The following is a 14,192-nucleotide window of genomic DNA, read 5'->3' as shown; positions in this document are numbered from 1 at the left end:
ACAGCTCCCCAAAGCATATCGGTGTTAGTCCCGTCCTTCATCGGCTCCTAGTGCCAAGGCATCCACCGTGCGCCCTTATTCACTTAACCTTTGACCTTACGGTCGGTTTTGAGTACTTCTTCTAGCGATAGAAGGTTGCTCAAGAAAATAAGCGTTGAACTTATTAAAAAACTCTTTTAACATTTCAACTCGGTGTGTGTTACTTGTTTTGATTATTTCTTCGATATCCAGTTTTCAATGAACAAAGCTTAACGACCATTGTCGTTAATGGAGCCTAGCGGGATCGAACCGCTGACCTCCTGCGTGCAAAGCAGGCGCTCTCCCAGCTGAGCTAAGGCCCCGAGTATTTACTTGAGAGTAGACCTCTCAAAACTGAACAAAGGCAAACGATGTGTAGTCTTCCGAAATATTCCTTAGAAAGGAGGTGATCCAGCCGCACCTTCCGATACGGCTACCTTGTTACGACTTCACCCCAATCATCTATCCCACCTTAGGCGGCTGGCTCCAAAAAGGTTACCTCACCGACTTCGGGTGTTACAAACTCTCGTGGTGTGACGGGCGGTGTGTACAAGGCCCGGGAACGTATTCACCGCGGCGTGCTGATCCGCGATTACTAGCGATTCCGGCTTCATGTAGGCGAGTTGCAGCCTACAATCCGAACTGAGAGAAGCTTTAAGAGATTAGCTTAGCCTCGCGACTTCGCAACTCGTTGTACTTCCCATTGTAGCACGTGTGTAGCCCAGGTCATAAGGGGCATGATGATTTGACGTCATCCCCACCTTCCTCCGGTTTGTCACCGGCAGTCTCGCTAGAGTGCCCAACTAAATGATGGCAACTAACAATAAGGGTTGCGCTCGTTGCGGGACTTAACCCAACATCTCACGACACGAGCTGACGACAACCATGCACCACCTGTCACTTTGCCCCCGAAGGGGAAGCTCTATCTCTAGAGTGGTCAAAGGATGTCAAGACCTGGTAAGGTTCTTCGCGTTGCTTCGAATTAAACCACATGCTCCACCGCTTGTGCGGGCCCCCGTCAATTCCTTTGAGTTTCAACCTTGCGGTCGTACTCCCCAGGCGGAGTGCTTAATGCGTTTGCTGCAGCACTGAAGGGCGGAAACCCTCCAACACTTAGCACTCATCGTTTACGGCGTGGACTACCAGGGTATCTAATCCTGTTCGCTCCCCACGCTTTCGAGCCTCAGCGTCAGTTACAGACCAGAGAGCCGCCTTCGCCACTGGTGTTCCTCCATATATCTACGCATTTCACCGCTACACATGGAATTCCACTCTCCTCTTCTGCACTCAAGTCTCCCAGTTTCCAATGACCCTCCCCGGTTGAGCCGGGGGCTTTCACATCAGACTTAAGAAACCGCCTGCGCTCGCTTTACGCCCAATAAATCCGGACAACGCTTGCCACCTACGTATTACCGCGGCTGCTGGCACGTAGTTAGCCGTGGCTTTCTGGTTAGATACCGTCAAGGGATGAACGTTTTACTCTCATCCTTGTTCTTCTCTAACAACAGAGTTTTACGATCCGAAAACCTTCTTCACTCACGCGGCGTTGCTCGGTCAGACTTTCGTCCATTGCCGAAGATTCCCTACTGCTGCCTCCCGTAGGAGTCTGGGCCGTGTCTCAGTCCCAGTGTGGCCGATCACCCTCTCAGGTCGGCTATGCATCGTTGCCTTGGTGAGCCGTTACCTCACCAACTAGCTAATGCACCGCGGGTCCATCCATCAGTGACGCAAAAGCGCCTTTCAACTTTCTTCCATGCGGAAAATAGTGTTATACGGTATTAGCACCTGTTTCCAAGTGTTATCCCCTTCTGATGGGCAGGTTACCCACGTGTTACTCACCCGTTCGCCACTCTTTTTCTTTCGGTGGAGCAAGCTCCGGTGAAAGAAAAAGCGTTCGACTTGCATGTATTAGGCACGCCGCCAGCGTTCGTCCTGAGCCAGGATCAAACTCTCATAATGATTTGTTTGAATGACCATACGGTCATTAAGCTCATAAAAATTAACTTTGCTAGCTATTGCTTGCATGTATTTGTTTCAATAAATTGAAACGTCCTACACATTGGTTCGTTTGCTTGCTTTGTTCAGTTTTCAAAGGTCTACCGTGCTGCGTTAGCAACTTTTATATCATATCAGAGCGACGTTTGATTGTCAACTCTTTTTTAAAAGTTTTTTTCAAGAAGTTGTTATTTAACTTCTCTCTTAACCTCAGCGACTTTTTTATCTTACCATCTCAACCGTTATATGTCAAACACTTTTTTGAAAAGTTTTTTTGATTTATCAGGTTTTTTCAGAGACGATATTTTTTCGACTTTGTTATAATAACACTTGTAAAATGTTTCGTCAACAACTAATTTCAAAAAAGATCAATCAGTGTTTGTTACAAATGTCTTAACAAGGACAAGTAATAATATAGCAATTCTTAAAGGAAAAATCAACTAAAAAAATAGGCTTTTTGACAACTATTTTCATAGGCGAATTATTCATTACCAAACGATTCGAACGTTCGTTTATAAGCAGTGTTTCGGCACTAAATCTATCATTTAAGAATGAAAAAAGAGAACTTAAGCTTTTTTGCTCAACGTTCTCTTTTCGCCCGATCTTCCGTTTGAAGAATCGGTATATAAATTCGAAAGATTGTTCCTTGGCCAATGACACTCTCCGCCGTGATTTTTCCTTTATAGCTTTCCAATAGTTGTTTTGCTATAGATAACCCCAAACCATTGCCACCTTTGGTTCTAGCACGAGCTTTATCTACCCGATAGAAACGATTGAAGATCTTATCGAGGTCTTCTTTGGAGATGCCTTCCCCGAAATCTTGGATGGCAATTTCAAAAGATTGACGATCCAATGAAATGGATAGATGAACTTCTTTTCGATCAGTGGAATACTTTACTGCGTTATCCAAGACAATAATAATGATCTGTTCAAAATGATTGCGATAGATTTTCAGCTTCAACTCATGATACAAATCATCATCCAATGTAAAGACAAAATCCGGATACAGTATTTTAAAGTTATTGAACACTTGATAGACAACTTCTTTTGCATTAGTTGTTTCATTTGCATAATGAACATCCACTTGTTCCGCTCTTGAGAGATCCAACATTTCCTGTACTAGCGTCTTCATTCGACTGATCTCTTGCATACTGGCTGCGAGGGACTCATCCAAGATCTCTGGATCATCTTTCCCCCAACGTTGCAAAAGATTCATGTGTCCTTCAATGATTGCTACGGGTGTCCGTAACTCATGAGAAACATCTTCAACGAATCGCTCTTGCTGCTCAATGTACAGGCGCATGCGATCCAACATCTCATTAAATATATCTGCTAAATCAGACAGTTCATCATTCGTATTTAATTCTGGCATATGCACGGTTGACTGCGGGTTTTTCCGAACAGTTTCCATCGTATCCCGTAGTACCTTTAACGGCTGAAGGAAATATGCTGATAAAAAGAACCCGAGTACACTGCTGAGAATCAGAGAGACGACTTCTAAGATAATCAAAGTCAGCAGCAGTTTGCTGCGTATTTCATAAAAAGAAGTCAACTCATAAAATGTTTGAGCATAGCCAATCCGCTCTCTGGTGCCTTTTGAATAAATGGGTTGGATCGAGAGAAAGCCTGTGATACCATCCAGCGTTACGATAGTTGGCGCTTTGCGCTGCGTGTCGATCAGTGCTAAATCATTTTCATGGGTTTTAAAAACAAGGTCCTCATTCAAATTATAAACAAACAGGCTCAATGGTGCTTGGCCTAATTCCGAAATAAAGGAGTCGATTTTCATTAAGTTGCCATCGATCGTTGAAGTGCGATCATAAATGCTCGTCGTCCCCGCATCATTTTTGGTTAAATTACGATACGTTCGGACCAATGTTAGTTCTTGATCCGAATTGGCTAAACGAGAAGCAACCTCTGACATCGTCCGCTCCACATTGTTTTCTTCTTTAGCGACGATCAAATTCACCGATGTTTTATAGGTGATCACGGCAAAGATCGTAAATACGACGAATATAAAGAAAGAACTTGCGAAGGCCCACTTTACAGTTAAAGAAGGCCCCTTCAGTTCTTTTAATTTTTTCATTCTTTTTTTAAGGTTCACGACCGCATCACATAACCTGTACCACGAACGGTTTGGATATAGCTTTCCTCCCCTGGTACATCAATTTTATTCCGTAAGTAGCGGATGTAAACATCGACAACGTTGGTTTCAACTTCTGTCTCATAGCCCCAGACTTTGTTTAATAAAACATCTCTGGCCAAAACGACATTAACGTTTTCCATTAAAGTCAACAATAGCTCATATTCGCGTTTCGTTAGTTCAATGACATCTGTTCCGCGACGAACGACACGATTTTCTTTTTCAATCGTTAGGTCTCGGTATGTGATCGTGGTTTGTTTTGCAACGTTTTTGTCCCCTTCGATATCGATACGGCGAAGCAACGCACGTAAGCGTGCCAGCAATTCTTCAATTGCAAAAGGCTTCACAATATAATCATCAGCACCATGATCCAAACCTGATACTCGATCAATCACGGAATCTCGTGCGGTCATCATGATGATCGGGGTGTTCTTCGATTGACGCACGCGGCGGCAAACTTCTAACCCATTTAACTCAGGAAGCATCAGATCCAATAAGATCGCATCCCATTCATTATTCAGCGCCGCATCCAGTCCCGTCCGTCCGTTATAATGAACTTCAGTATTATACCCTTCATGCTTCAATTCTAATTCCACAAATCGAGCTAAGTTCTTTTCATCTTCAATGATTAGAATATTACTCATTATTGATAGCCCCTTTATTGATTATTCTGCCTTTAAATTAGACATTATCTGTCTTATTTTATCATGTATCTAAAAAATAAAAAAGAGAAAGACCGAAAGTTCTCACTTTCGGTCTTTCTCTTTTGGATTCTCTTAAAGCTTACGCTTCATCATACCATGAATAATGGAAAATTCCCTCTTTATCTGTCCGTTCATACGTATGCGCTCCGAAGTAATCCCGTTGTGCTTGGATCAAGTTCGCTGGCAAACGATCAGAACGATAAGAATCGAAGTACGCGATCGCAGATGAGAACGTCGGCACAGGTACTCCTGCTTGGACAGCTAGTGCAACTACTTCACGTACAGAAGATTGATAACGTTTCGTAATATCTTTGAAGTAGTCATCTAATAGTAAGTTTTCAATGTCGGCATTCTTGTCATAAGCATCCGTGATTTTTTGTAAAAATTGAGCCCGGATGATACAGCCTGCACGCCAAATTTTGGCAATTTCACCAAAAGGAAGATCCCAATCATACTCTTTTGATGCTGTACGTAATTGCGCGAATCCTTGTGCATAGCTCATGATCTTACTGAAGTATAATGCTTCGCGGATCTTATTGATAAACTCTTCTTTGTTTCCTTCAAAAGCAACTGCTTCTGGTTTTGGTAAGACTTTGCTGGCATTGACTCGTTCTTCTTTGTAAGCCGAGATATAACGGGCAAAAACAGATTCAGTGATCAATGGTAGTGGTACGCCTAGGTCTAAGGCACTTTGGCTTGTCCATTTCCCAGTTCCTTTATTACCAGCAGCATCTAAAATCACATCAACGATTGGTTTGCCTGTACCTTGATCGTCTTTGCGAGTCAAAATATCCGCTGTGATCTCAATTAGATAGCTGTCTAATTCGCCTTTGTTCCATTCAGCAAAAATATCAGCCATTTCATCAACAGATAGACCTAATATGTTTTGCATCAAGTCATAAGACTCAGCAATCAGCTGCATGTCCCCATATTCGATCCCGTTATGAACCATTTTTACGTAATGGCCTGCACCGTTTGGTCCAATATAAGTCACACAAGGTGTTCCATCTTCGGCTTTTGCAGAAATTTGTTCCAAGATTGGCGCAACCAATTCATACGCTTCTTTTTGTCCTCCTGGCATGATCGAAGGACCTTTCAAGGCGCCCTCTTCCCCACCAGATACACCTGTACCGATAAAGTTGATTCCTGAGTTTGCCAACTCTTCGTTACGACGAACCGTATCTTTAAAGAAGGTATTTCCGCCATCGATCAAAATATCGCCTTTGTCTAAATGAGGCAATAATTCTTGGATCGTTGCATCTGTCGCAAATCCTGCTTTTACCATTAATAAAATACGACGTGGTTTTTCAATAGATTGAACAAATTCTTCTATCGTATAGGTTGCTTTAAAATTTTTATCTGGATGTTCTTTTACTACTTCTTCTGTCTTTGAACCAGTACGGTTAAATAAGGCAACTGAATAACCGCGGCTTTCGATGTTCAACGCTAAGTTTTTGCCCATAACAGCCATACCGACAACGCCGATTTGTTGTTTTGTCATCTTTCATCCTCCTAAGATTCAATTATCTTTTTCATTATAGCGCAAATGTACCTGCTTTTGAACTATTCTCTTTCGCTGGACAAAAAATATTTCTGAAAAGTTCCATATTCGTCAAAAAAACAAAAAAACCTCAGGCTCCATGGTTAGCCTAAGGTTTTAGAATCCTCTTTCTGAAAAAAAGGAATTATGCTTCTTTTGTTGCTACGTCTTTGCCATCGTAATGACCACAGTTTGAGCAGACATGGTGGCTTTTTTTCATTTCACCACAGTTTGCACATTCGTTCAAACCGTTGATTGTCAATTTGTAATGTGTACGACGTTTTGCTTTCTTCGCTTTCGAAGTTTTTCTAGCTGGTACTGCCATTTTGCTACACCTCCTTGTTAATGAACGCAACCTTGAGGCTGCAATTTATTCCAATCCTACGCGTTATCGTCATCTGATTCAGTGAATAATTCGGATAATTTTGCAAGACGAGGATCAACTTGTTGAGCTTGCGCTTCTTTTTGATTTGCAAAGTCTTCTTCTGACAAAACAGCCCAATCGTTGCCAGATGGCATTGCTGAACCTTGCTTTTCTTCTTCTGTCAGGACTTGCAAAGGAATCGCAAGTAATAGGTTATCAGCGACTGATTCATCTAAGCTGATGGTTTGACCTTCAACGATCAAAACTTCTTCTTCGACGATCGTTTCATCGCGACGCTGAAATTGCTCTGGTGTCATGAATTGTTCATCCACTGAAAAATCAAAAGGAAGCACTACAGGTGTCAAAGAACGAGTAGATGGCAATGTCATCGTCGTTTCTACTTGATAGTGCAGCAAGTATCCTTGCTTATCAACACTCATCAGCCCTTTTACTTTTACAGGAGACAAATCAATGATCTGTCCATCGCGTTTTATCAGTTGACTCTTTAAGTCAAGTGTTTCTTCAAACATCAGCGGTGTCTCTTGGTATTTTTTTAATTCCAATAAAGACCATTTCATTTTTATCACCCCTAAGCAACAAAAGCAATTATACAGGGCTTCTGAGGCTTTGTCAATGAAATTTTCTTGACACCTTTTTCATTTTTGATCGTGTCATTTTACTGCCCTTTCTCAAGGGATTTCGACCCTCTCAAAAAAACAACAGGAAGCGCACAACGTGCACTTGCCTGTTGCTTGATCAATCGTTAAAAATCATTAGATCGCTGTTGTTTCTCCACGATAAACGATACCGCGACGAGAATCAAGAGTAACCAATTCGCCATCTTTGATGGTTGTTGTTGCGTCTTTGGCACCAACGATGACTGGTAGATCTTTCGCGATTCCGACAACTGCTGCATGAGAAGTCAAGCCGCCATCTTCAACAACTAAAGCTGCTGCTTTTTCGATTGCTGGCATATATTCTTTATCTGTTGTTGGTACAACTAAAATCATGCCATCTTTTGCTTTCGCAATTGCTTCTTCGGCACTGTGAGCGATCACGGCATTGGCAACAACTGATTTTTCACCAATCCCTTGCGCTTCAAGCAATTTTGAACCGATCAATTGGATCTTCATGACGTTGGTTGTTCCGCGTTCACCAACAGGAACACCGGCTGTGATCAAGATTAGATCGCCTTCTTTAGCAAAACCTAAATCAACTGCTTGTTTTGCTGCTAATTCAAACATTTCATCAGTTGTTGATGGTTTTTCAGCAACGGTTGGGTACACACCCCAGTTAAGCATCAAGCCGCGTTTTGTGCGTTCGTCAAATGTGACAGCTAAAATGTCAGCATCTGGACGATATTTAGAGATCATTTTCGCAGTGTAGCCAGATTCAGTCGCTGCAACGATTGTTTTAACCCCTAGGTTTTTCGCCGCACGAGCAACAGATAAACCGATTGTTTCTGTTACATCTGTTTTATCGAATTGGTTGATTTGGAATGTGCTGTTTTCTGATAAAGCTTTTTCAGCTTCAATGTCGATCCGTGCCATTGTTGCTACTGCCTCAACAGGGTAGTCACCGTTTGCTGATTCACCAGAAAGCATTGTTGCATCGGTACCATCAAAGACAGCATTGGCAACGTCAGAAGCTTCTGCACGGGTTGGACGTGGGTTTTGTTGCATTGACTCTAACATTTGTGTTGCTGTGATAACTGATTTACCAGCAGCGTTACATTTTTTAATGATGCTCTTTTGAACCATTGGTACTTCTTCAGCAGGGATCTCAACACCCATGTCACCACGGGCAACCATGATACCATCAGAAACTTTGATGATTTCATCGATATTATCGATACCCTCTTGTGATTCGATTTTAGAGAAAATTTGCACATGAGTCATGTCTTTTTCTTCTAAAATTTCACGAATCTCTAAAACGTCTTGCGCTTTACGTACAAATGAAGCGGCAATGAAGTCGATATCGTTATCAAGACCAAAACGGATATCTTCTGCATCTTTTTCAGTAATACCAGGTAAGCTGATTGATACACCAGGAGCGTTGACCCCTTTACGTGATCCTAACATTCCAGCATTTTTAACAACAACCACTAATTCGCGGGTTGCTTCGTCTTTTTCTTTGATTTCCATGTCGATCAAACCATCATCAAACAAGATGTGTCCGCCCACATGAACATCTTCAAATAAACCAGGATAAGTTACAGCAATTTTTTCTTTTGTTCCTTTGTGTTCTGGATCCATTGAAATGCGTGTTTCATCGCCAACGTTAAATTGGATGTATCCAGCACGACCAAAGTCAGCTTCTGTCGTATTTTGTACAGTTGTACGGATTTCAGCACCTTTTGTATCTAAAAGGATACCGACATCTTTACCAGTTTTCTTCACGGCTTCACGAACCATTGTCATACGCGCTAATTGTTCTTCATGATCTCCATGAGAGAAGTTAAAGCGGAAGACATTCGCACCGGCTTCAATCAGTTGAGAAATAATTTCCACACTGTTACTTGCTGGTCCTAATGTACTTACGATCTTTGTTTTTTTCATTACTAAACGCTCCTATTCATTTATTTAAAATAGCTAATAAGCTTTTTTTACAAAATTACTGTTGCGTTGCTCTAAAAAATCTCTTTAGAATGAGATTTCTTTGTTCAAGTTATACAAGCTAAGATCTGGTTTGTGACGATTGTTTTCAAGGGTTTCGATAATATCAGAAGCAATCATTTCATTGTTTTCGATACCGATACATAGACCGCCTTTGCCTTGTTGCAATAATTCAACGGCATATGAACCAAATTTACTTGCTAACACACGGTCACGAGCGCTTGGTGAACCACCACGGACAACGTGTCCTAGAATTGATACACGGGTATGGAAATCGCCGTATTCAGAAAGTTTGTCAGCAAAATCATTTCCGCCCATCACGCCTTCGGCTAAAACGATCAAGCAATGTTTTTTCCCGCGGTCGCGTCCTTCACGGATACGATCAGCAACAACTTGCATGTCAAAATCATGTTCTGGGATGATGATTTCATCCGCACCACCGGCCACACCTGACCATAAAGCGATATCGCCAGCACCACGTCCCATTACTTCGATCACAAATGTGCGGACATGTGATGTCGCTGTATCACGGATACGGTCAATCGATTCTAAGACAGTATTGATCGCTGTATCAAAACCAATCGTGAAATCTGTTCCTGGAATGTCGTTATCGATCGTTCCTGGAATCCCGATTGCTGGGAAACCGTGGCGAGTAAGTGCCATCGCACCATGGTAAGATCCATCTCCACCAATCACGACTAGCCCTTCGATGCCAAATTTCTTTAATTGCTCGATTCCTTTTAATTGCCCTTCTTGTGTCGCAAATTCTGGATAACGTGCTGAATATAAGAATGTTCCACCACGTTGAATTTTGTCACCAACATCAGCAACATCTAAGCGACGAATGTCGCCTGCTACTAGTCCGGCATAGCCATAGTTGATTCCGTATACTTCAAGTCCGTCAAAAATACCCTTTCTGACAACTGCGCGAATCGCTGCGTTCATTCCTGGTGCATCGCCGCCACTGGTTAGAATTCCAATGCGTTTCATTATTCTTTCACCTCATCAAAAGATTTTGTTTAGGGAAGCCCCTGTTTGCTAGTTTTCAAGTAATAACCACGAGACATATTCTACCATTATTCCATGAAAATGTCTTGAAATAGTGGGAAAAAGTTGAAAAAAGTGTAAGTTGAATTATCGTTTTCGGAAAATTACTTGAAAATTACATTTCCATTTCCTAATAATGCCTTCAGTTGTGTGACAAAGTTCGGCTCATCCGTTACCCAGTTTTCTTCTGCTAATAACACTTTTTTGCCACTACTTTCATAAAACATCACCACTGGAATATTTCCTTGATGCTGCTTCATTTCCTTCGACAATGCTTGCAGGTGCGACGTTTCGGCTTCAGCAGAAATCTTTAAGTAGCAAGTTTGTGACGCAATTTTATTTTGAACGTTTTCTGCTAAGTCTATTTTATCAGCAATGAGTTGGATTTCACCATTGTAACGACTTACCTCGACCTTTCCTTCAATATAGAGAACAGCATTTTCTTCGATCAAGGAACGCACTTGTCGATAAACGATGGGAAAAATCGTTACTGAAACTTCTTTGCTAGCATCCGTTCCTTCAACAAATGCCATCTGTTCGCCTTTTTTTGTACGTATCTCCCGAATCTTGCGGACATACAAAAGGATGCGGACCCGTTCATTCGGAACCAGATCGGCAATATCGGTGATTTGTTTTAATTGATGCAATTTTTGAAACTGTTCTACGGGATGGCCAGACAAATAAACACCTAAGTATTCTTCTTCCAAAGCCAGTTTCTCTTCCAGTTTGTAATCGGCAACGGCTTCTTCTTTTAAAGCCATGGTTTCTAAGAGATCCAAACTGCCGCCACTATAAGTAATATTTTGGATTTTCCCTTCTAGTTGGATCAATGCTTGTTTTCGATTAGGCGCAATCACATCGAATACACCGATGCTCAAAAGCGGCAATAAATAGTCCAACTTTAACCACTTGCTGTTCCGCTGATTCAAGCGAAGTAAAAATTGATCCATGGACGTGAAATTGCCATGCTCTTTTCGTTCTGTCAAAATGTCTTGGATCATGTCGCGCCGAATCCCTTTGATACTGCTGAACCCAAAGCGGATTTGTTTCTCATTTTGCAGTTGAAAACTAAACCCACTGGTATTGATCGATGGTGGCAATACTTCTACGCCATAACGTGCGGCTTCATTTAAGTATTCTTTCATTTTGCTTGCAGTATTGCGTACCGAGTGCAAGATCGAAGCAAAAAAAGGTGCCGGATAGTGCACTTTCAAGTACGCCATTTGAAAGCCGATAAAGGAATAGGCAAACGCATGGGAACGGTTAAACCCATAGTTGGCGAAGCGCTCAATATAGTCATAGACCAAATTGGCGGTCTTCTCGTCATAATGATTGGCCAACGCACCTTGCACAAAATGGCGACGTTCTTCATCCAACACGTCTTTTTTCTTTTTACTGATTGCTCGCCGCAAAATATCTGCCTGTCCTAGGCTAAAACCAGCCATTTTGGAAGCTACTTGCATGATCTGTTCTTGATAAACAATGATTCCGTAAGTGTTTTGCAAGATTGGAATCAAGCTGTCATCCGGATAAGAGACCCGCTCTTGTCCTTTTTTCCGCTTGATAAAAGTATCAATATTTTGCATCGGTCCCGGGCGATACAAGGCATTGACTGCAGCAATGTCTTCGATACTTTCTGGCCCTAGCTTGCGCAAGACATTGCGTATTCCCGCTGATTCAAATTGGAAGATCCCTGCCGTCTCCCCTTTTTGAAACAAACGCAATGTTGCTGGATCATCAAGAGGAATCTCTTTTTGGGTTACGATTTGTTGGCTGATTCGTTTGATACCTTTCAAGGTATTATCAATGATCGACAAGTTTCTCAAACCTAAAAAATCCATCTTCAATAGGCCAATGGCTTCCACGTCATTCATGGTAAACTGGGTCAGCCAAATCCCATCGCTGCCTTCTTGCAAAGGCACCAAATCAAGCAGATTCTTGTCACTGATCACCACACCGGCGGCATGGGTCGATACGTGACGGGGCAGTCCTTCTAAGATTTTGGCGACTTGAAACATTACTTGATTCCGCTCATTGAACGAAACCAGCTCTCGCAGCTGATTGGATTGTTCATAAGCAAGATCTAAGGTCATTTTCAAGGCATTGGGGATGGCTTTTGACCAGCGATTAGCTTCACTTTGCGAGAGACCAAAGACCCGAGAAACATCTCGCAAAACCATTTTGGCCGCCATGGTACCAAACGTGGCAATCTGTGCCATATATTCTTGCCCATATTTTTGGCGCACATACTGTAAAATCTCGTCTCTGCGATTGTCAGGAATATCTAAATCAATATCAGGCATCGTGTAACGTTCTGGATTCAAGAATCGTTCAAACAAAAGATCGTATTTGATTGGATCTACGTCGGTGATCGATAAAACATATGCCACCAGTGCTCCAGCAGCCGATCCCCGTCCAGCGCCGGTAACGATCTCTTGTTGGTGGGCAAAGTCCATGACGTCCCAAATAATCAAGAAATAGTCATCAAAGCCCATCTTATGGATAACGGACAACTCATAATCCAAACGCTGTTCGTACGCCGATGTAACGTGGGCAACACGCTGAGGCAGACGCTCAAAACAAATTTTGCGCAAATAGTCCGCAGCATTTTCTTCTGCTGGTAACGGGTAATGAGGCAACAGCCGCTGATGCAGCGGCAGCTCGACGGCGCATTCAGCTGCAATCCGCTGATTATTCATCAATGCCTGCGACGCTTCGCCAAATGACGCAGTCAATTGGTCTGCCGGTTGTAAAAAAAGCTGCGTAGTCGCTTGCTCTTTTGCCTGACGAAAGTCTTCAATTTGCGAACCATCTTTGATATGGGTCATCACTTTGACTGCAAAGGCTTCTTCTTGTGCTAAAGCCGCGATGGGTTGATACGCACATGGTGCAATGTTTTGCTCGTTAAACCAAGCGATCGTTTCTGGATCTAGCCCTTTGCTAGTAATCCCTAAAAACAAGCTCTCAGAATCAAATTTATGGCTGATTGCTCGCAGTGCTTCTTGATTGGCTTCTAGATCATCGTGCTGAGAAGGCAGAAACCCCTCGCCTTCAGGCAGCAAACCAAAGAGATCCTGCAAAGAATCACAAGCAGCTAAATTCAACTGCTCGGTGATCATTTTTTCACTTGATAAACGCATCAAGGTTTGATAGCCCTTGAGGTTTTTGGCAAATACGTACAATGGAAAGGACATTGATCCCTCTCCGAAGGTACAGTCGAACAAAGCGCCAAAAATCGGCTTGATGCCCTGTGCTAGGCATTGTTGATAAAACTCGACCGCGCCATAGAGAACATTATGATCGGTCAGCCCCAATGTCTGATAGCCCATCTTTTTGGCTTGCTCTATATAGTGAGGAATTTTGATCGTACTTTGCAGCAACGAATAGGCGCTTAAGGTGGTGAGCTGTGAATACATTGAAATCCCTCCAAAAATGAAAATTCTCTTTCTTTCTGCTAGTAAATAGATTTGAAAAACAAAATGAAAAAGTGAAAATCTTTACAATAAATATTTTTGTGATAAACTAAAGTCGAAATGGAAGATACGCAGAAAAGAGGTGTCGTCATGCGTTACCTAGTCACTTTATTTTGGACTTTTGTATTAGGTCAAGTCGTTGGCTATCTAGGCAGCTCACTTGCTGGAGCAACTTATGATTTTCAATTAACTTCAATCATCTCTTTGGTCACAGGTGTGGTGATCATTCTTGTTGGTATTATCGCACCAGCGCCTGAAAAGACAAGCCATTAAAAAAAAACCAGTTACCTTTA

At 42.3% G+C, this 14,192-nt stretch carries 9 protein-coding genes, 1 tRNA gene and 2 rRNA genes (1 of these 12 only partly in view); 1 reads left to right on the top strand and 11 read right to left on the bottom strand.

The window, feature by feature from the left end; all coding sequences use genetic code 11:
- From IGI92_RS05095 to dnaE, 11 genes are all read right to left on the bottom strand, one after another.
- Positions 1-89, bottom strand: a 23S ribosomal RNA gene (locus IGI92_RS05095) (it extends 2,826 nt beyond the left edge of the window).
- 179 nt (positions 90-268) lie between these two features.
- A tRNA-Ala gene (locus IGI92_RS05090) sits at positions 269-341 on the bottom strand.
- A gap of 76 nt (positions 342-417) precedes the next feature.
- Positions 418-1,977: ribosomal RNA gene (locus tag IGI92_RS05085) — 16S ribosomal RNA — on the bottom strand.
- The 16S and 23S rRNA genes sit together here with 1 tRNA gene alongside, the layout of an rRNA operon.
- Positions 1,978-2,593: 616 nt before the next feature.
- Positions 2,594-4,099, bottom strand: coding sequence for a HAMP domain-containing sensor histidine kinase (locus tag IGI92_RS05080; protein WP_061054488.1), 1,506 nt, complete (start codon positions 4,097-4,099; stop codon positions 2,594-2,596).
- Positions 4,100-4,113: 14 nt separating this feature from the next.
- Positions 4,114-4,800 carry a response regulator transcription factor gene (locus IGI92_RS05075; RefSeq protein ID WP_005229193.1) on the bottom strand — a complete coding sequence of 229 codons (687 nt, stop codon included), beginning with the start codon at positions 4,798-4,800 and terminating at the stop codon, positions 4,114-4,116.
- Between the two features lie 139 nt (positions 4,801-4,939).
- Positions 4,940-6,361, bottom strand: a complete 1,422-nt coding sequence (gene gndA / locus IGI92_RS05070) for an NADP-dependent phosphogluconate dehydrogenase (protein WP_005229192.1) — start codon at positions 6,359-6,361, stop codon at positions 4,940-4,942.
- Positions 6,362-6,545: 184 nt separating this feature from the next.
- The gene (rpmF, locus tag IGI92_RS05065) at positions 6,546-6,725 is read right to left on the bottom strand and encodes a 50S ribosomal protein L32 (protein ID WP_005229191.1); all 180 of its coding nucleotides are present in this window, start codon (positions 6,723-6,725) and stop codon (positions 6,546-6,548) included.
- Positions 6,726-6,781: 56 nt separating this feature from the next.
- Positions 6,782-7,342 carry a YceD family protein gene (locus IGI92_RS05060; RefSeq protein WP_115232594.1) on the bottom strand — a complete coding sequence of 187 codons (561 nt, stop codon included), beginning with the start codon at positions 7,340-7,342 and terminating at the stop codon, positions 6,782-6,784.
- 195 nt (positions 7,343-7,537) lie between these two features.
- Complete coding sequence (gene pyk / locus IGI92_RS05055; protein WP_008377816.1) at positions 7,538-9,322, bottom strand: pyruvate kinase; 1,785 nt, start codon at positions 9,320-9,322, stop codon at positions 7,538-7,540.
- An 84-nt stretch (positions 9,323-9,406) separates the two neighbouring features.
- Positions 9,407-10,369 (bottom strand): 6-phosphofructokinase, encoded by a 963-nt coding sequence (gene pfkA, locus IGI92_RS05050; RefSeq protein WP_005237177.1) that lies wholly within the window; start codon positions 10,367-10,369, stop codon positions 9,407-9,409.
- A gap of 161 nt (positions 10,370-10,530) precedes the next feature.
- Positions 10,531-13,842, bottom strand: coding sequence for a DNA polymerase III subunit alpha (gene dnaE, locus IGI92_RS05045; protein ID WP_430608216.1), 3,312 nt, complete (start codon positions 13,840-13,842; stop codon positions 10,531-10,533).
- A 147-nt stretch (positions 13,843-13,989) separates the two neighbouring features.
- On the opposite strand from dnaE, the gene IGI92_RS05040 reads away from it, so the two are divergent.
- Positions 13,990-14,172 carry a YjzD family protein gene (locus tag IGI92_RS05040; RefSeq protein ID WP_008377814.1) on the top strand — a complete coding sequence of 61 codons (183 nt, stop codon included), beginning with the start codon at positions 13,990-13,992 and terminating at the stop codon, positions 14,170-14,172.
- Positions 14,173-14,192 lie beyond the last annotated feature (20 nt).

The sequence above is a fragment of the Enterococcus sp. DIV2379 genome (assembly GCF_050542965.1).
GTDB classification, from domain to species: domain Bacteria; phylum Bacillota; class Bacilli; order Lactobacillales; family Enterococcaceae; genus Enterococcus_D; species Enterococcus_D entomosocium.
Note: the sequence above shows the minus strand (reverse complement) of the source record. Positions and strands in the feature narration are given on the sequence as shown.

Excerpts from the sequence above, each read along its gene's own strand:
- dnaE (WP_430608216.1), bottom strand. The coding sequence starts at position 13,842 with ATGTATTCACAGCTCACCACCTTAAGCGCCTATTCGTTGCTGCAAAGT.
- IGI92_RS05075 (WP_005229193.1), bottom strand. The coding sequence starts at position 4,800 with ATGAGTAATATTCTAATCATTGAAGATGAAAAGAACTTAGCTCGATTT.
- pfkA (WP_005237177.1), bottom strand. The coding sequence starts at position 10,369 with ATGAAACGCATTGGAATTCTAACCAGTGGCGGCGATGCACCAGGAATG.
- IGI92_RS05040 (WP_008377814.1), top strand. The coding sequence starts at position 13,990 with ATGCGTTACCTAGTCACTTTATTTTGGACTTTTGTATTAGGTCAAGTC.
- pyk (WP_008377816.1), bottom strand. The coding sequence starts at position 9,322 with ATGAAAAAAACAAAGATCGTAAGTACATTAGGACCAGCAAGTAACAGT.
- gndA (WP_005229192.1), bottom strand. The coding sequence starts at position 6,361 with ATGACAAAACAACAAATCGGCGTTGTCGGTATGGCTGTTATGGGCAAA.
- IGI92_RS05060 (WP_115232594.1), bottom strand. The coding sequence starts at position 7,342 with ATGAAATGGTCTTTATTGGAATTAAAAAAATACCAAGAGACACCGCTG.
- rpmF (WP_005229191.1), bottom strand. The coding sequence starts at position 6,725 with ATGGCAGTACCAGCTAGAAAAACTTCGAAAGCGAAGAAAGCAAAACGT.
- IGI92_RS05080 (WP_061054488.1), bottom strand. The coding sequence starts at position 4,099 with ATGAAAAAATTAAAAGAACTGAAGGGGCCTTCTTTAACTGTAAAGTGG.